The organism is Microbacterium resistens, from assembly GCF_031456305.1.
In the GTDB taxonomy this organism is placed as follows: Bacteria; Actinomycetota; Actinomycetes; order Actinomycetales; family Microbacteriaceae; genus Microbacterium; species Microbacterium resistens_A.
This window is the reverse complement of the sequence record NZ_JAVDUM010000017.1, coordinates 63,109-80,318: the sequence shown is the minus strand read 5'-3', so window position 1 is coordinate 80,318 and position 17,210 is coordinate 63,109. Positions and strand designations below refer to the sequence as shown.

Genomic DNA, 17,210 nt, shown 5'->3' with positions numbered 1-17,210 from the left:
TGCCTGCGGGTCAGCCCATTCGCATCACGGCGTCCTCGTAGCGCGCGACGATGAGGTCGACGAGCTCCCGAGGCACCGGTCCGCCGTCCAGCAGCGGGAGGGCGATGGTGCGATCGTGGGCCTGGCGCGCGGCCAGGTCGAAGAAGTAGCCGCAGGCGAGCAGGTAGGTGGCGACGACGGCCTCGGGGTCCGTGGCAAGGGCCGTAGGCAGGTCGGGGCGGCGGGCGGCGAGATAGGCGGGGGAGACGGGGCGGCTGAGCCGCTCCTGGAGGAGCGCTGCCATGTCCTCGGCGTCCGCAGACGAGCGCGGATCGCGGGAGCCGGCCACGGCCAGGATCACCGGGCCTGCGAGGACCGGTGGCAGGCGTTCTGCGAGCACCTCGGCGAGGCGGGCATCGGGGCCCATCGTGTCGGCGACGACCGCGTCCGGTCGTTCCCTGGCGCTTCCATGCAGATCATGATGGACGTGGAAGCCGCTGGAGAGCAGCAGGGGGACGATCACGACGGGGCCAGCGATCGTCGGCAGCTCATCGCGGACGTCCGGCTGCTGCACATCGACGAAGGCGGCACGGACATCGACGTCGGGAAGCGCGGCGGCGATCCGATCGACGAACCGGGCGATCGCGTGCGCGCCGTCGACGTCCGACGTGCCGTGCGAGACGGCGAGCAGCGTGGGTCGGGGCATGGATGCGACTCTAGGCCGTACGGACGAACTCCTCGGCGGCGAGGACCAGCGCGTCGTCCGGCCGGATCCCGGTGTAGAGCACGAACTGCTCCAGGGCTTGGATCGTCGCCACTTCCGCCCCGCTGATGACGGTCTTGCCCCGAGCCCGTCCGGCGGCGACGAGCGGTGTCTCTGCGGGGAGGGCGACGACGTCGAACACGACCGATGCCGCATCGATCGTCGGCAGCGGGAAGGAGAGCTCATCGGCGTCCGGCCCGCCAGCCATGCCGACGGGCGTGACGTTCACGAGGACGTCGGCGGTGGCATCGCCGGGCTCGGGGCGCCAGGAGAAGCCGTAGAGCTCGGCCAGTCCGCGACCGGTGGCCTCGTTCCGGGCGACGATGGTCAGGTTCCGGAAGCCGGCGTCGCGGAATGCCGCGGCCGTCGCCTTCGCCATGCCTCCGGACCCTCGCAGGAGCACGGTCGCGGCCCGGTCGATCGATGCCCTCTCGATCAACCGGGCGATCGCGGTGTAGTCGGTGTTGTAGGCGGTGAGGACGCCGTCGTCGTTGACGATCGTGTTCACCGAGTCGATCGCCGACGCGGACGGATCCATCCGGTCGACGAGGGCGATGACCTCCTCCTTGTACGGCATCGAGACCGCGCAGCCGCGGATGCCGAGCCCGCGGACGCCGGAGACGGCCTGCGTCAGATCGGTCGGTGCGAAGGCCTTGTAGATCCAGTTGAGGCCGAGCGCCTCGTAGAGGAAGTTGTGGAATCGCGTTCCGTTGTTGCTCGGCCGCGCCGAGAGCGAGATGCAGAGCGTCATGTCCTTGTTCAGAATCGGCACCGCTCAAGGCTACTGACTCGACGTCCTGCACAGGCGACGCCTTCGTCGGGTTGTCCGCGGACCGCGGCGGACGCCCCCGTGTCGCGGCCCACGCCTCCTAACCTCGGGACATGCCCCCTCCCTCGGACGATCCATCCGACGCGGTGCCCCTCATCGACACTGCGCCCCTCATCGGCACCGGTGTCGTGCGGCCCCGGTGGAAGCTGGGAATCGGTGCGGCGATCGTGCTCGCACTCGTCGTCCTGTCGGTCGTCGTCGGTGTCGGGCTCTGGCGAGGGCAGGTCGGGGGCGTCGAGGACATCCCTCTCGGCGGGGCGTCTGCGACGCCGTCGCCGAGGGCAACCGGGTCGGCGGGGGAGGTCTACGTCCACGTGCTCGGCGAGGTGGCCCGCCCCGGGCTGTACGGCCTGGACGATGGTGCCAGGGTCGCCGAGGCGTTGGCGGCGGCCGGAGGGAGCACGGCCACGGCCGACCTGCGCAGCGTGAACCTCGCCAGGGTGATCGCCGATGGCGAGCAGATCGTCGTCGCGGCGGCCGGGGCCGGCCCGGCGCCTCCGTCCGGCTCCGCTGTCTCCTCCGCCGTCGGGGGCGGGAGTGAGGGCGCGCCGGTCGATCTGAACACCGCGGACTCCGCCGCGCTGGAGAGCCTGCCGCGGATCGGGCCGGCTCTGGCGGCGCGCATCATCGAATGGCGTGAGAAGAACGGCAGGTTCACGGCGGTGGACGATCTGCTCGCCGTCCCCGGCATCGGCGAGAAGCTGCTCGCGGGGATCCGAGACCGGGTTCGCGTGTGATCGGAAGGCTCTGACGGCATGCCGGATTCACGCGTGGTTCGTCTTTCGTCCACCACGGTTCGCCTTTCGTCCATCTTGTGGCGTATTTCCTGCTGTCCAGGGGTTTGTGGAAGACACGACACAACGAAGGGAACCCGACTCGACTACGATGCAGAGGGGGCGTTGCAGGGCGAAGCCGTGCCGCCCGAGGAGACATCCGGGGGGATCATGCTCAAGCGAATTTCGGGCCTCATCGTCGTGCTCACGGCGGTGGGGATCGGCGTCACGGGGTGCGGGACGCCGGCGGAGCCGACCCTGCAGCGCACATACAAGCCGCTCTCGCTGCAGGAGCTCCGCGAGGCGAAAGCGGAGGAGCGCGCGGCGGCGGAGGAGAAGCGTCGCGCGGACGCCGGACTGATCGTCCAGCCGGGCTCGGCGACGTGCACCTTCAACAACGTCCCCGAAGGTGCGACGGACGGCGCCGTGACCACGCTCGGCCATCTCGACACCGCGCAGGTCCAGGAGACGGCGGACGCCTATGTCGTCACCTTCACGGGTGACTTCTTCGATCGGTCGACCCGCCTGACCTCCGACAGCATCTTGACGCTGAGCGTCGCCTTCGACGGGCCGGAGGGCGCGGGCACCAGGACGCTGACGACGCTCTACTACGAGGGGGATCTGTCCTTCACCGGCGCTCACGGCGACGCGGGGAGCAAGGAGGAGCCGTTGCGGACCGATGCCTCCCTGAGGAACGGGAAGTTCACGGCCACCTATCCGAAGTCCAGCGCCAACCTCGCGGGCTTCACGCCCACGACCTGGGAGCCCTCCGTCAGCGTCATGGGCGCGCCGTCTTCCGACGGCGCCGGGCATCCGCTCCAGTTCTTCCGATGCGGAGACGGCCAGAGCTGGGAATGGCTGCCGGCAGCCGGCGCGACGGGGTAGCGCCGCAGGCGCCCCGCGTCGGCCGGCTGTCCAGGTCAGGCGGCGCCCCAGAAGCGGTCCTCCCCGTCCTGGTCCTCGCTGATCAGCCAGACCTCCGCGATGCGGTCGCCCCGGATCAGGAAGACATCGACGCCGTGCTGGGCGAGGTCGGGATGCCCCTCACGACGGGCGGTGAACCGCACCGTCATGGACACCAGCTCGCCGCTCGCCGTGACCGACTCGGGCTCGAGCGCGAACGTGCCGGCGCTCAGCGCCATGAACCGCCCGAGATGGGCGATGATCGCCGCAGGTCCCACGTGCGCGCCGGACAGCTGGTTCCGGCCCGGCTGATGCCACACGGCGTCAGCCGCGAACGTCGCCGCGAGCGCGTCCATGTCCCCAGCGGCCATCGCCGCGCCGTACCGTTCCACCACATCGATCGCCGACATGTGCGCTCCTCTATCCTCGGTAGTCTGGCGTCTCGAACGAGCGCCGAGTCCAGCATGTCGGCGAGGGGGCGGTTACTTCATCGTGACCAGACGCCGTGACCCCGGGAGGGACGCTGTGACAGAGAAAGACACTGTGACCGAGGTGGGCGCTGTGACCGAGGTGAGCGCTGCGGCCGGGGAGGGCGCTGCGGCCGGGGAGGATGGGCGGGCGACCGCTCAGTGGACGGTGTTCTCCGCGAGCTGCCCGTCGCGGGCCTCGCTCGCCCGCATCGCCAACAAATGGACGGCCATGATCGTCGTGCTGCTGGATGCGGAGCCGATGCGGTTCGGCGAGCTCCATCGCCGCGTCGAGGGGATATCGAAGAAGGTGCTCGTCGACACCCTCCGTGCCCTGGAGCGCGACGGCATGACCCAGCGCCTCCCCTCGGCCGACGGACACGTCCGGTACGCGCTCACCGCTCTCGGCCGCACCCTCTCCGTGCCGTTGCAGGCGCTGCAGGAGTGGGCGGAGTCGCACGTGGAGGAGGTCCTCGATGCGCAGGACCGATACGACAGCGCGAGCGATGACGAGACGCTGCGGCCCTCGGGGCATGGGTTCGGCGCCGCGCCATCTGCCTAGAACGCCGTGAGGACGTTCCTCAGATGCTCGACCTCCGGTGGAGCCTCGAGGAAGTCGCCGACGAGATCGCGCCATTGCCGGAAGGCGGGGGAGTCCCGGAATCCGACCAGGTGGTCCTCGATCGTCTCCCAGCGCACGAGGAGGCGGTAGACCGAGGGGAGCTCCACCGAGCGCTCCACGGTGAACGTGCGGGCCCCGTGCGCGGTCTGGAAGAGGGACGCGGCATCTGCGACGGCGGCCTCGAACTCCCGCTCCCGTCCTGGCGTGATCCGCAGAAGAGCGAGTTCGGTGACCGATTCCGCGGCAGACGGCCCCGCGGAGTCGGCTGCCTCGTCGTCGATGCGGCCGTGCTCGCCACTAGCGAGAAGGGTGCGGGTCGAGTCGATCGAGCCATAGGTCCAGAAGATCCGCATCGGATTCCGCGTCGACGCGTTCTCGAAGTGGTGAGGCACATTGGCCGGCACGAAGGTGGTGTCGTAGGTGTTCAGCCGGATGCGATGGCCGTCGATGTCGACGATCGCCTCTCCGTCGATGACCATGACGGACTCGGCAACGTTGTGGACGTGGTGCCCGATCTGGGCTCCCGGGTCGAAGACCGTCATCCCGTTGAGGTAGGTCGTCGCCCCTCGCCCATACGTGACGAGCGGGACGGTGCGCGCGCCGCCGCCCCGGTTCTTCGTCGGCAGCTCGTCCGGTCGGAGGACGAGGGCGGGCTGCGCGCTCCTCTCCGTCTCGATCATCGGTCGCTCACCGGTCCGATCCAGATGGTCTTGATGTTGACGAACTCGCGGATGCCGAAGCCGGAGAGCTCTCGGCCGTAGCCGGAGCGCTTGATCCCGCCGAACGGGAGCCGGGGGTCCGACGCCACCTGCCCGTTGATGAACACGGCTCCGGCGTCGATGCGCCGTGCGGCTCGCCTCGCGGTCTCGACGTCCCGCGTGAAGAGCGTCGCCCCCAGGCCGTAGTCGCTGTCGTTGGCGTAGCGGATGGCCTCGTCCATGCCGGAGACCCTGGTGACGGAGGCGACCGGGCCGAAGGTCTCCTCCGTGAACGCGGCGCTCTCGGGCGGGACGTGATCGAGGATCGTCGGCGGATAGAAGAAGCCGGGGCCGTCAGGGACCCGACCGCCGAGCACGACCGTCGCGCCGGCCCGGACGGTGCGCTCCACCTGGTCGTGCAGATGGAGGCGGAGCCCCTCGCGAGCCATCGGACCGATCTGCGTGTCCTCCGCCGTCGGGTCGCCCACGACGAGGGCTGCAGCCTTCGTGGCGAACAGCTCCACGAACTCGTCGGCGACGGCCTGGTCGACGATGAACCTCTTGGCGTTCACGCACGACTGTCCCGTGGTGTTGAACCGGGAGCTGACGGCGACCGTGGACGCGGCGTCGAGGTCGGCGTCCGCCGCGACGATGAACGGGTCCGAGCCGCCCAGCTCCAGCACCTGCTTCTTCAGCGCTCCGCCGGCCTGAGAAGCCACGATCGCGCCTACCTCCGTCGATCCGGTGAGGGTCACCGCTGCGATGCGGGGGTCCTCGATGAGGCCACGGACCTCGGAGGGCTCGATGATGAGCGCCGAGAACAGTCCCCGTGGCGTGCCGGCATCCTCCATGATCCGCTGGATGAGGAGGGCGCTTCCGGACACGTTGGCGGCGTGCTTCAGGATCGCTCCGTTGCCGGCTGCGAGGGCGGGGGCGGCGAAGCGGAAGAACTGCCAGAACGGGTAGTTCCACGGCATGATCGCGAGGATGACGCCGAGGGGATCGAACACGACGCCGGACTCGGCGGCATCGGAGGGGATCTCCTCGAAGGCCAGGTAGCGCGCGGCGTTCTCCGCATAGTGGTCGAGGGTCTTCGCCGACTTCAGGATCTCGGCGCGGGCCTCCGTGATCGGCTTGCCCATCTCTGCGGTGATGACCTGCGCGTACTCGTCCACGCCCTCGCGGAGCACTGAGGCGATGCGTGTCAGCAGCGCGGTGCGCACGGGCAACGGTGTCTCGCGCCAGGCCTCCTGTGCGGTGACGGCGTCCCTGAGCGCGGCATCGATCTCGGCGGCGGTGTGGAGGGTGTGATCGGCGATGGCCTCGCCGGTTGCGGGGTTGACGGATGTGGGCATGACTGCCTCCTCGGTCGGGGTTGTATGCGGGCGAACGTCAGGTGAGGGGCGGGAGAGTGACTCCGGTATCGGCGGACAGGGCGGCGAGCTCGTCCCAGGTGTTCCTCGGGAGGACCACCCCGCCGGCGGCGACGTTCTCCGCGGCGTTCTGGTCCTCGATCTCGCCGGGGTAGTAGATGCGGTCGAAACCCGGCGCGAGCGGTGTGTGATGGACGTCGTCGACCATCTGCTGCACGCGGCCGCGGAAGTCCTCCGCGGTGCCGAGCGACTCGATGTCGATGGCGAGGAACAGGTGGCCGGCGCCGCTGGGCTCATCGGCCTCATAGGGGCCGTGGACGCCGCGGCCGACGGCGCTGCCGGTGAGCGCTCCGGAGAGGACGTCCATCATGAAGCTGATCGCGTATCCCTTGTGGCCGGCCATCGGGAGGATGATGCCGTGCACCGCCTCCGCGGGATCGGTGGTGGGCGAGCCGTCCGGAGCCAGGGCCCAGGTCGGCGGGATCGGCTCCTCTCGCTGTCTGGCGAGGTAGATCTTGCCCCTGGCCACCGCCGTGTTCGCGATGTCGAGCGCGACCACTCCGTCACCGTATGGGGCGGCGATCGACCACGGGTTGGTGCCGATGCGCTTCTCCCTGCCACCCCAGGGGGCCATCGCGGGAGACGCGTTGGTCGTGAGGATCGACACGCATCCGTCCTCCGCGGCCCGCCTCGTGAAGTACATTGCGGTGCCGAAGTGGTTCGAGTTCCGCACGCCGACGGCGCCGATGCCGTGCTCCCGCGCGCGGGCGACGGCCTCGATCCTTGCCCGTTCGGCGAGGACCTGACCGATTCCGTCCCGGCCGTCCAGGAGCAGGAGGCTGCCGGTGTCGACGAGCGTGGCGGGGGCGGTCACGGCGCTCATGGCCCCAGAGCGCACACGGGCGACATACCAGGGCAGGCGGAGCAGGCCGTGCGACTGATGACCCCACAGGTCGGCCTGGACGAGGCTGTCGCCGACCAGATCGGCATCGGCGCCGGGGACACCGTGGGCGCGGAGGACATCCGAGGCGAACCGAAGCCATGCCTCCGGGGCGATCCGGGTGTCGAAGGGGGAAGCCGTGTGCATTGTGAAACCTCTCCGTCGCAGCTCGCCATGACTTGATCGAAGTCAGCGTACACTTCAAGGTATACCTATGCGACATCGGAAGGATCACATGTTCAGTGTCTGGGTGACTCTGGAGGTCAGGGAAGGACGCGTCGAGTCGTTTCTCGAGGCGATAGCCCGCAATGCGGCCCACACCGCTGCCGAACCGGGATGCGTGCACTTCGACGTGGTCGAGCTCGACGCCGGAGCGCGGAGGTACGCGTTCTATGAGGTCTACCGGGATGCGTCGGCGTTCCTCGACGAGCACCGCCAGGCGCCGCACTATGCGACGTGGAAGGAGTCGGTCGAGCGCGACGTCGTTCCCGGGTCGCAGATCGTCGTCACCGGCACGCGGATCATCGACGAGCGGTGAGGTCGGCTCACGCCTCGATGTCGACGGGGGCGGCCGACTGCCGCGAGGACGAGAGCAGCGCCGCGAAGATCGCCTGGTCGACGTGGAACAGGTGGTGCGTGCAGACGGCTGCGGCGCGGTCGGCATCGCGGTCGACGATCGCGCGGCACATCTCGATGTGCTCGCGCACGGACTCCGCCAGCCGGCCGACATCCGCGTGGGCGATGCGGCGCAGTCGCGAGACGTGCGGCCTCAGATCGACGATTGCCCGGGCCAGATACTCGTTCGGCGTCAACTCGACGACCGTTTCATCGAACGATCTCGTCAGCTCGGAGAAGCGGTCGGCGAACGCGGGGGAGTAGGGCTGATCGACCAGTCCGTCGAAGCCCTCCCCGATCGCGGTGAACCGCGCCGCGAGCGCGGGCTCCTCGCCGAGGCGCGCGACGATCGAGCGCACCGCCGCCGGTTCGAGCACACGGCGGTAGTCGAACAGCGATCGTGCCTGTCGGAGGGACAGGCGTGTGACGATCGGCGCGCGCCGAGGTGAGATCTCGACGAGCTGGTCCGCCGCCAATCGGCGCAGGGCCTCTCGTACCGGGGTTCGAGAGGCCCCGGTCTGCTCCACGAGAACGGATTCGGGAAGTGCCTGCCCCGGGGCGAAGGTCCCGGCTTCGATCGCCTCGCGGACATACCGGTAGACCTGCTCGGTCTTCCCGACGTGCGGCTGCTCCCGGCGGGACGCGAGGTCGGTCGGCGCGGCCTCGGGCGACGGAAGGTGCTCACTCATCTTTCCATTCTAGTTTGCTTTTAGGTATACCTACGGGTATAAGTTAACCAAATCGAACCGGCTGTGACCGTCCCGACTTTGACCCAAGGGAGCAACGATGCTCGTCCTCCTCGGCTTTCTGATGATCGCCGTCTTCATGTTCCTCGTCATGACGAAGCGGGCGACGCCGATCGCGGCGCTGATCCTCGTCCCGCTGATCTTCGGCCTCTTCACGGGAGCCGGCCTCGGTCTCGGCGACATGGTGATCGAGTCGTTGTTGAAGCTCGCGCCGACGGCCGCGCTCCTGTTCTTCGCCATCATCTTCTTCGGAACGATGATCGATGTCGGCCTGTTCGATCCGTTGATCCGCCTGATCCTCCGGTTCGTCAAGGGAAGCCCGGTGCGCCTGGTCGTCGGCACGGCGCTGCTGACCAGCATCGTCTCGCTCGACGGCGACGGTTCGACCACGTTCATCATCGTGACGTCGGCCATGCTTCCCCTCTACCTGCGGCTCGGGCTGAGTCCCGTCGTTCTCACCGTCGTGGCAGCGCTGGCGAACGGCGTGCTCAACACGGTGCCATGGGGCGGCTCGACCGCTCGTGCCGCTGCGGCCCTCGGCGTCTCGCCGATCGACATCTTCGTGCCCATGGCCCCGGCGATCTTCGCGGGTGTCGGCGCCGTTCTGGTGCTCGCCTTCCTCCTGGGGCGCTCCGAGCAACGGCGCATCGGAACGCTGCGCGTCGATGTCGAGGAGCCTCCCAGAACAGGTTCCTCCGTGGTCATCGCCAACGACTTCCAGAGCGAGATCGACGACGCCGGCCACCTCGGCGACCGGCCGAAAGCAAGACCGAGGCTGATCTGGCTCAACCTCGTCCTCACCGTCGCCGTCATGGTGGTCCTGGTCCTCGACGTCGTCGAGCCGGCGTTGATCTTCATGGCCGCAGCGGCGATCGCGCTCATCGTCAACTTCCCCAGGATCAAGGAGCAGTCGGCCCAGATCAAGGCGCATGCCGACAGCGTCATCAGCGTCGTCGGCATGGTCTTCGCCGCGGCGGTCCTCACCGGGGTGATGAGCGGCACGGGGATGATCGATGCGATGGCGAACTGGCTCGTCTCGGTCATCCCCTCCGAGCTGGGGCCGTTCATGGCCACCATCACCGGCCTGGTCAGCATCCCGTTCACGTTCCTCATGACGAACGACGCCTTCTACTTCGGCATCCTTCCCGTGCTCGCCGAGACCGCCGGGCACTACGGCATCGCCCCGGTCGAGATGGCTCGCGCGTCGCTGGTCGGTCAGGCGCTGCACCAGTCGAGTCCCCTCGTCGCCTCGTTCCTGCTGTTGATCGGCCTGGCGAACGTGAACCTCGGCGATCACTTCAAGCGAGTGCTCGTCAGAGGGCTCGTGGTCGCCCTGTTCATGCTGCTGGTCGGAGGCCTCGTCGGGGCCTATCAGCTCTTCTGAGCGCTCAGCCGTCGCGCCCCCGAGTGCGCGGGCGCGGCGTCACCGCCAGAGGTCGGTCAGCCCTGCGGCGAGCGCACGGCCCTGCGCATACCCTCCCCGTGCGGCGGGCAGACGCGTCGATGGATCCAGGGCGTTGGCATTGAAGACGTCGCCCGCGCCGGCGTCGGGGAAGACGGTCTCGACCTCACTGCCTCCTGCCCGCAGCTCGGCGACCTGCGTCGCGAGGTCCATTCCCCACCGCTGCGGGCTCCGCGATCGTCCGCCGAACGGCTCCAGGACGAGCACCCTCCGGTGTCCGGCCGCCAGGTCGGCGTTCGAGCTGCGGCGATAGCCCCCGTTGATGTAGCGGCGCTCCCCGATGGGGTAGGGAATCATCGCCGAGGTGCTCGCGGCGACGGCGTCCACCAACTCGACGCCGCTGTCACGATCGAACACGACCGGCTCGCCGGTCCTGGCGTCGACCGCGGGGATCAGGATCCGCTGTCGGGGCCATTCGTGCCGCGGAAGCCGGGCTGCGACGACCGTGCGCCAGCGTGCGCCGTCAGCCCCGTCGGACTGATCCCGCTCGAGCGCGGCCGCGCCCATTCTGCGCCGCATGTCGGCGGCATCCTCGGACGCGGCGATGATTGCGTCCGACCAGGCCATGTAGGCCGGCCCCGAGAGGTGAGGGGCACGACCGCCGCTCGGCCCGGGGCCGGACGGACGTGCGCCGGAACCGGAGGGGCGTGCGCCGGTGGGGCGTGTCGGGGGAGTCTCGGCGACGATGGCCGCGTACAGGTCCGCCGGCCGGGTCCCGCTGGTCATCTGGGCGGCCACCGTGGATCCCGCGGACGTCCCGATGATGAGGTCGGCGTCGGTGAGATCGACGCCCGCGTCAGAGAGCCCGGCGATGAGGCCGAGCTGCCAGGCGTTGCCCGCGGCGCCCGCGCCGGCGAGCACCAGGGCACGCCCGTCGAGGCCGTCGGTCGAGGCCGATGCGGTGAAGTGGAGAGTCGAAGAAGGTGTCGTGTTCATGGGAGTCGTCTTTCGTCAAGTGCCTGTCGGCGCTCCCCCACGACGACTACCTCAGTCGCGCGATCGGTCCCTGCGGGGGAGCACCCGTTGCGGATACTGCGTACATGGGTCTCACCTCCGTTCCTGGATCACGATCTCAGGAATAATCGCATACCCGCGCCGCGGACCGCGATCGGCGCCGATCCGAAGGGGCTCCGCCCGTCGTCTTCCGGGGATCGGGCCGCGGTCCCAGGGGATGCGCGTAGTCTGAGGGCAACAGCGGCGACGGATCGATCGATCCTCAGGGCCGCTGACCGGATCGCGGGACCGCGATTCCGCGGGAGGTGCCGATCGGCAGACGTCTCGCCATCAGCTCACCGCCACGGCGTGAGCGTGGATGGAGGGCGCGCACGATGACGCGGTTCGGGTTTCTCAACACTTTTCCGCCGACGAGATGCGGTCTGGCGACGTTCACGGCGGCATTGGCCGGGGCGATCTCGATGAACCACGACGACGAGTCGGTGATCGTCCGGGTGGACGACGGCGTGCCGACAGGCCCTTCCCTCCCTGGCGTCCGCCTGCGGATCGCGGGCATCCTGCATCCCGGGGACGCGGACAGTCGGCGACGGGCGGCGGAGGCGCTGAACCGCTGTGACGTCGTGATCGTCCAGCACGAGTACGGGATCTACGGCGGCCGGGACGGGGAAGAGGTGGTCGACCTGCTCGCCCTCGTCCGACGCCCCGTCGTCACGGTCATGCACACGGTCCTCACCGAGCCGAGCGTCCACCAGCGAGCGGTCATTGCCGCGGTCGTGGACCGGACCGACATCGTCGTCGCGATGACGGCGGCCGGGTCGCGGCTGCTGGAGGACGGCTACGGAGTCCCGTCGTCCCGCCTGCGCCTGATCCCGCACGGGGTGGATCGCTGGGCTCTTCCCCGCCCGTCCCCGGCACCGCATCGGTCGACCGTCCTGACATGGGGGCTGCTCGGACCCGGAAAGGGGATCGAGTGGGGCATCCGGGCGATCGCGGCGCTCAAGGACGCCGGGCACGCTCCCCGCTACCGGGTGCTCGGTCAGACCCACCCGAAGGTCGTCATGGAGAGCGGCCAGCAGTACCGCCGATCGCTGTGGGCGCTGGCGGAGGAGCTGGGCGTGGGAGAGCTCGTCGAGATCGACGGCAGATATCGGGAGTCGGACGAGCTCGCCGCCGACGTCGTGGACGCGGACATCGTGCTGCTGCCCTATGACTCCCGGGAGCAGACGACCTCCGGAGTTCTCGTGGAAGCGGTCGCGGCGGGCAGGCCCGTCATCGCGACCAGGTTCCCGCACGCCGTCGAGCTGCTGACCGCCGGCGCGGGACTGCTCGTCGACCACGAGAGCCCGGAGCAGATCGCTGCGGCGATCCTGTCGATCCTCCAGGGGACGGCCGGAGCGGGGGCGGCGAGGGCACGGGAGACCGAGACGGAGGCGTTCAGCGGGTGGGCCTCGGTCGCGGATCGCTATCGAGCCCTGTCCGCCGAGCTGAGCGTGCCGATGGAGGTCGCAGGATGACGGCCTCGCCGATCATCGACGCCGGCCTCGCCGATCTCGCTGTCCTCCCCGACTGGTCCTCGCCGATGCCGTCCCCGTCCATGCCGCTCACGCACCTGACTGCTCTGGCCGGCGCCCACGGGATCTACGAGCACGCCCTCGGAGACCGTCCGCGTGTCGAACACGGCTATTGCACCGACGATGCCGCGCGGGTTCTGGCCGTCCTCGTCCGGGAGCCACGACCGACGGATCCCGCCGAGAGGCGACAGCGGGAACAGCTGATCGAGCTGTCGCTGTCCTTCCTTGAGCGGGCGGTCGTCCGTGGCGGCCGCGTTCACAATCGCATGTCCGCCGACGGTATGTGGACGGATCGACCGACGATCGGAGACTGGTGGGGGCGGGCGGTCTACGGGGCCGGCGTCGCCGCCCGGCACGGGAGCGATGAACGGGTTCGAGCGCGCGCGCTCCGCGTCTTCCTCCGGGCAGCCGCGGGGAGCTCGCCCGACGTGCGGGCGTGCGCCTTCGCGGCGATCGGGGCCGCCGACGTGCTTGTGGCGCATCCCGGTGCGACCGCCGCGCGAAGGGTGCTGATCGAGTGCCTGGGGAGGATCCCGAGACCCGAGGACGGCGGCGTGCTCTGGCCGGAGCAACGGCTCCGCTACGCGAACGGCGCGCTCTGCACCGCGTTGATCACGGGCGGCGATGCGCTGGGATGGCAGGACACGACGGACGACGGACTCACGATGCTCCGCACGCTCCTGGATCTGGAGACGGGCCGCTCCGGGCTTCTGGCCTTCGTCGGCCCAGGAGGCGAGGACCGCGACGACGGACGCCGCACGGGGGACCAGCAGCCGATCGAGCCCGCGGCGATCGCCGAGGCGTGTCTGAGCGCGCTGGTCTCCACCGGCGACAGGCACTGGGCGCAGGAGGCGATCCGTGTCTGGGGATGGTTCGTCGGCCGGAACGACGCCGGCACGGCCATGTTCGATCCGGATACCGGCGCCGGGTACGACGGGCTCGAACAGGCGGGGCGCAACGAGAACCGGGGAGCGGAGTCCACGCTCGCCGTCCTCGGCGCGCACCGAAGCGCCCGTCTCGCCGGGGGGTGGCTGACGTGACCGCGCTGGCCGTGGACGCACACGCCGAGCTCTCGCCGATGAGGGAGCGGGTCGTGGCACGTCTCTTCCTCCCGGGGGAGCGCACACCGGGGGGAGGGTCCCGGACGCAGGCCGTGCTCGATCGAGTGCTCTCCCTGCCACCGGACGTCCTCGCCGACAGCGCGCGCCGCCTGCGGACCAGGGCCGCAGGCAGGAGCCCGTCGTTCCTCGCGGGCCTTCTCGCCAACGGAGCCGTCGTCCGGCCACCCGACGCGGGCGACCTCGCAGACGATGCCGCCCTGGTCCTGGGCGCCGCCTTCACCGCGGAGCATGCGATCGAGGGCGCCGCGCTCTGCAATCCGAGCGCGGTGGTCCATCCAGATCAGTCCGGTCTCGCTCCGGGACGACTGCGTGTGCTGGTCTCGTTGCGCTCGATCGGGGAGGGGCATCTCTCCTCGATCCAGTTCTGCGAGGCGCTGATCGGTCCCGGACACGTCTGGGAGTTCCTGCCCCGGCAGACCCCGCCGTGCCTCCCTGCGATCGAGGAGGGCGACTGGGATAGGGACCACTTCCTCCGCGCGCTCGAACACGACGGCGGCACCGACGAGCTGGTGCGGTCGATCGCACAGGTCCTTCCTGAGAGATTCGGGAGCGCGACGGTCGAGCAGGCCGTCCAGGAGCTCCGCGCGCCCTACCTCCACCATCCCCGCGCCCGCGCACAGCTGGAGTCGATGCGCATCGTCGCCGACTCCGCCTATCGTGCGGACTTCCCGGAGGACAGCGATCTCAGCATGCGGGTGCTGCTCCCGGTCGCCGATGAGGAACGGCAGGGGATCGAGGACCTCCGGCTCGTCCGAAGCGCTCAGGACGGACCGGCCTACCGGGGGACGTTCACGGCCTACGACGGGAGGTCGATCTCCTCACGGCTGCTGACGACGAACGACTTCCGCTCCTTCTCGGTGCATCGCCTCATCGGGCCACCGGCGCGGACGAAGGGCATGGCGCTCTTCCCCCGGCCGGTCGCGGGGGAGTACCTCGCGCTGACCCGAGGCGATGGCGAGTCGATCGGGCTCGCACGATCCGGAGACGGACTCGACTGGAGCGCGGAGGAGCCGCTGCGCTCGCCGCAGGATCTGTGGGAGATCGTCCAGACGGGCAACTGCGGATCGCCCATCGAGACCGCGCAGGGGTGGATCGTCCTCACGCACGGCGTCGGCGTGATGCGGGCGTACAGCATCGGGGCGCTGCTGTTGGATCTTGACGACCCCCGGCAGGTCATCGGTGCTCTTCCTGCGCCGTTGATCGATCCGCCGGACGTCGCCGGCGGCTACGTCCCGAACGTCGTCTACACCTGCGGCGGCCTCGTCCATGACGGCACGCTCTGGATCCCGTACGGCGTGGACGATCAGCGCATCCGTGTCGCCCATGTCCGTGTCGCCGCTCTCCTGGCGGCGATGGAGCCGCCTCGCCCGCCGCAGCGTCGCGCGGCCCCAGCGGCCGGTCCGGGGCAGGAAACGCCGGACCCCGTCTGAACCTGTGAGGCGTACAGACGAGGGGCGTAACGTCGATTCATGAACGCCAGGACAGAACGCGCCGATGAGGATATCGGCATGCCGGGGCCGGAGCCCAACGGCTCCGTTTCCCCCACCCTCCTCCGTGAGGAGGGATCCTCCGGGCCCGCCGATGAGGCGGCCATGTCGGAGGACGATCTCGCTCAGCTCACCGGGCGGGCAGACGAGGGCGGAGCGACATCGGACGGCCCGGCCGGGAGGACGCGATGAACGCCATCCGGACGACCGGCCGTCCGGCGGGCCGTGCCGCCTCGCCGTCCGGTGTCAACGATTTCACCGAACTCGCCCGGCGCGTCCGCGAGAGCGGGCTGCTCCGCCGGCGGTACGGCTACTACTGGACGAAGCTCATCGCGATGCCGTTGGTGCTCGCGGCGGGCATCCTCGTGTTCGTGTGGATCGGTGACACCTGGTGGCAGCTGTTCACCGCCGCGGGGTTCGCGATCGTCTTCACGCAGATCGCCTTCCTCGGGCATGACGCGGCGCACCGTCAGATCTTCGTCTCCGGCAAGTGGAACGACTGGATCTCCCTCATCCTCGGAGACCTCCTCGTCGGGATGAGCTACGGGTGGTGGCAGCACAAGCACACGCGCCATCACGCCAATCCCAACAAGGACGGCGCGGATCCGGACATCGAGCTGCCCGTGATCGCGCTCACCCCCGCGCAGCGCGACGCCCCGCGCGGTCCGATCGCCGGGTGGCTCCGCGGCCATCAGGGTCTCTTCTTCTTCCCGATCCTGCTCCTGGAGGGCGTCTCCCTCCATCTCTCGGGGATCCACCGCGTGATGGCCCGGGAGCACCTCCGCAGGCGCTGGGTGGAGATCGCCTTCCTCGGGGTTCGGCTCACCGGCTTCTTCCTGCTGGTCTTCCTCGTGCTCTCGCCGGGGATCGCCTTCGTCTTCCTGGCGGTGCAGCTCGGACTGTTCGGCGTCTACATGGGCATGTCGTTCGCTCCCAACCACAAGGGGATGCCGCTGGTCCCGAGGGGCATGACGCTGGACTTCCTCCGCAGGCAGGTCATGATGAGCCGGAACGTGAAGGGCAGCCGGTTCCTCGACATCGCGATGGGCGGTCTCAATTACCAGATCGAGCACCATCTGTTCCCGTCGATGCCCCGCCCGCACCTCCGGCGCGCGGCCCCGATGATCTCCGCTTACTGCAACGAGCACGGCGTCCCCTACACGCAGGTGGGCCTCTTCGCCTCTTACGCGATCGTCGTCCGCTACATCAATCGGGTCGGCCTCGGAGAACGGGACGTCTTCACCTGCCCGCTCGTCGAACAGCGCAGCCACCTCACGGTCGAGGCCGTCTGAGCGGTTGCGCAGCACGCTGAACGGCGGCAGGGTGCGCCGCGTCCGGCCTCGCCGAGCGACTCCTACAGCCGCCGTGACGGCGAAGTCTCCTCGCCTTCTTCGGAGGGTCGGCACGGGTCCTATTGACACCGCAGCGAGGCGGGGCGTTGGCTACACCCATGCAAGCCTCTCCATCTGAACCTCATAGAAGCTCCGCCTCGACGCCGGCGAATGTGAAGGACGGCGCCCCGGGTTGGTACTACCCGGCTATCGGGATCGTCGGCGGGGCTGGCGTGATCGCCTTTGGAGTTCTGCCGCAGCAGGCTGCAGGCTTGTTTCTCGTCGTAGCAGTTCTCGTGATCGGTGTGCTCGGCTTCTTCGCCGGGAAGCTGGCGGGGCGCAACCTGTCGGTGCCTCGCACCGGTGCGGCAATCGGCTATGTCCTTGTTCTCGCGATTATCGTGATCGGTGCGTTGATCGTCAGCTGGACGGTGGCGCGTGGCAGCGGAGCTACTTGGGTTGCGTGGGTACTGGGCGTCATTGTCTTTGTGGTCTTGGCCGGCGGTACGTGGATGACGAAGCCGGGGCGCGTGACCCAATAGCGGTCGACATGCAAGAAGCACAGCGGATGTCCAC

The 17,210-nt window shown here is 69.4% G+C and carries 19 protein-coding genes; 11 read left to right on the top strand and 8 right to left on the bottom strand.

What is annotated here, in order from left to right:
- Positions 1-10 precede the first annotated feature (10 nt).
- Positions 11-685 carry a sirohydrochlorin chelatase gene (locus J2Y69_RS16955; RefSeq protein WP_310022959.1) on the bottom strand — a complete coding sequence of 225 codons (675 nt, stop codon included), beginning with the start codon at positions 683-685 and terminating at the stop codon, positions 11-13.
- Positions 686-695: 10 nt separating this feature from the next.
- A complete protein-coding gene (locus J2Y69_RS16950) occupies positions 696-1,514 on the bottom strand; it encodes a shikimate 5-dehydrogenase (protein WP_310022957.1) in 819 nt (272 codons plus the stop codon).
- 110 nt (positions 1,515-1,624) lie between these two features.
- Here J2Y69_RS16950 and J2Y69_RS16945 point away from each other — a divergent pair, with 110 nt between their 5' ends.
- Both J2Y69_RS16945 and J2Y69_RS16940 read left to right on the top strand, forming a co-directional pair.
- Positions 1,625-2,308, top strand: a complete 684-nt coding sequence (locus J2Y69_RS16945) for a ComEA family DNA-binding protein (protein WP_310022956.1) — start codon at positions 1,625-1,627, stop codon at positions 2,306-2,308.
- A gap of 207 nt (positions 2,309-2,515) precedes the next feature.
- Positions 2,516-3,229, top strand: coding sequence for a hypothetical protein (locus J2Y69_RS16940; RefSeq protein ID WP_310022954.1), 714 nt, complete (start codon positions 2,516-2,518; stop codon positions 3,227-3,229).
- A gap of 35 nt (positions 3,230-3,264) precedes the next feature.
- Here the strand turns inward: J2Y69_RS16940 and J2Y69_RS16935 are convergent, their stop codons facing one another.
- Positions 3,265-3,657, bottom strand: coding sequence for a nuclear transport factor 2 family protein (locus J2Y69_RS16935; protein WP_310022952.1), 393 nt, complete (start codon positions 3,655-3,657; stop codon positions 3,265-3,267).
- Between the two features lie 151 nt (positions 3,658-3,808).
- Here J2Y69_RS16935 and J2Y69_RS16930 point away from each other — a divergent pair, with 151 nt between their 5' ends.
- Complete coding sequence (locus tag J2Y69_RS16930) at positions 3,809-4,276, top strand: winged helix-turn-helix transcriptional regulator (protein ID WP_310022950.1); 468 nt, start codon at positions 3,809-3,811, stop codon at positions 4,274-4,276.
- Here the strand turns inward: J2Y69_RS16930 and J2Y69_RS16925 are convergent.
- Genes J2Y69_RS16925 through J2Y69_RS16915 form a run of 3 tightly spaced genes read right to left on the bottom strand, consistent with a single transcriptional unit; the run spans position 4,273 to position 7,494 of the window.
- Positions 4,273-5,016, bottom strand: a complete 744-nt coding sequence (locus J2Y69_RS16925; RefSeq protein ID WP_310022948.1) for a cupin domain-containing protein — start codon at positions 5,014-5,016, stop codon at positions 4,273-4,275. The two genes, J2Y69_RS16930 and J2Y69_RS16925, sit on opposite strands and share 4 nt — an antisense overlap.
- On the bottom strand, positions 5,013-6,389 hold the full coding sequence (locus J2Y69_RS16920; protein ID WP_310022946.1) for an NAD-dependent succinate-semialdehyde dehydrogenase: 1,377 nt from the start codon (positions 6,387-6,389) through the stop codon (positions 5,013-5,015). The genes J2Y69_RS16925 and J2Y69_RS16920 overlap by 4 nt, the downstream gene beginning before the upstream one ends.
- 37 nt (positions 6,390-6,426) lie before the next feature.
- A complete protein-coding gene (locus J2Y69_RS16915) occupies positions 6,427-7,494 on the bottom strand; it encodes an Ldh family oxidoreductase (protein ID WP_310022945.1) in 1,068 nt (355 codons plus the stop codon).
- A gap of 88 nt (positions 7,495-7,582) precedes the next feature.
- Between J2Y69_RS16915 and J2Y69_RS16910 the strand changes: the two genes are divergently transcribed.
- On the top strand, positions 7,583-7,885 hold the full coding sequence (locus J2Y69_RS16910; protein ID WP_310022943.1) for a putative quinol monooxygenase: 303 nt from the start codon (positions 7,583-7,585) through the stop codon (positions 7,883-7,885).
- A 7-nt stretch (positions 7,886-7,892) separates the two neighbouring features.
- Here J2Y69_RS16910 and J2Y69_RS16905 read toward each other — a convergent pair whose 3' ends face one another.
- Entirely contained in the window at positions 7,893-8,651 is a 759-nt protein-coding gene (locus J2Y69_RS16905; RefSeq protein WP_310022941.1) for a GntR family transcriptional regulator, read from the bottom strand.
- A 97-nt stretch (positions 8,652-8,748) separates the two neighbouring features.
- Here J2Y69_RS16905 and J2Y69_RS16900 point away from each other — a divergent pair, with 97 nt between their 5' ends.
- Positions 8,749-10,092 (top strand): CitMHS family transporter, encoded by a 1,344-nt coding sequence (locus tag J2Y69_RS16900; protein ID WP_310022940.1) that lies wholly within the window; start codon positions 8,749-8,751, stop codon positions 10,090-10,092.
- 39 nt (positions 10,093-10,131) lie between these two features.
- Here J2Y69_RS16900 and J2Y69_RS16895 read toward each other — a convergent pair whose 3' ends face one another.
- Positions 10,132-11,106 carry a patatin-like phospholipase family protein gene (locus tag J2Y69_RS16895; protein WP_310022938.1) on the bottom strand — a complete coding sequence of 325 codons (975 nt, stop codon included), beginning with the start codon at positions 11,104-11,106 and terminating at the stop codon, positions 10,132-10,134.
- Positions 11,107-11,585: 479 nt separating this feature from the next.
- On the opposite strand from J2Y69_RS16895, the gene J2Y69_RS16890 reads away from it, so the two are divergent.
- The 6 genes from J2Y69_RS16890 to J2Y69_RS16865 all read left to right on the top strand — a co-directional run bounded on the left by J2Y69_RS16890 (position 11,586) and on the right by J2Y69_RS16865 (position 17,176).
- Positions 11,586-12,638, top strand: a complete 1,053-nt coding sequence (locus J2Y69_RS16890; protein ID WP_310022936.1) for a glycosyltransferase — start codon at positions 11,586-11,588, stop codon at positions 12,636-12,638.
- The gene (locus J2Y69_RS16885; RefSeq protein ID WP_310022934.1) at positions 12,635-13,735 is read left to right on the top strand and encodes a glycosyltransferase; all 1,101 of its coding nucleotides are present in this window, start codon (positions 12,635-12,637) and stop codon (positions 13,733-13,735) included. The genes J2Y69_RS16890 and J2Y69_RS16885 overlap by 4 nt, the downstream gene beginning before the upstream one ends.
- On the top strand, positions 13,723-15,246 hold the full coding sequence (locus J2Y69_RS16880; protein WP_310022932.1) for a glycoside hydrolase family 130 protein: 1,524 nt from the start codon (positions 13,723-13,725) through the stop codon (positions 15,244-15,246). Before J2Y69_RS16885 ends, J2Y69_RS16880 begins: the two co-directional genes overlap by 13 nt.
- A gap of 39 nt (positions 15,247-15,285) precedes the next feature.
- Complete coding sequence (locus J2Y69_RS16875; protein ID WP_310022930.1) at positions 15,286-15,495, top strand: hypothetical protein; 210 nt, start codon at positions 15,286-15,288, stop codon at positions 15,493-15,495.
- Positions 15,492-16,595 (top strand): fatty acid desaturase family protein, encoded by a 1,104-nt coding sequence (locus tag J2Y69_RS16870; RefSeq protein WP_310022929.1) that lies wholly within the window; start codon positions 15,492-15,494, stop codon positions 16,593-16,595. Before J2Y69_RS16875 ends, J2Y69_RS16870 begins: the two co-directional genes overlap by 4 nt.
- A 158-nt stretch (positions 16,596-16,753) precedes the next feature.
- Positions 16,754-17,176 carry a hypothetical protein gene (locus J2Y69_RS16865; protein ID WP_310022927.1) on the top strand — a complete coding sequence of 141 codons (423 nt, stop codon included), beginning with the start codon at positions 16,754-16,756 and terminating at the stop codon, positions 17,174-17,176.
- The last annotated feature ends 34 nt before the right edge of the window (positions 17,177-17,210 follow it).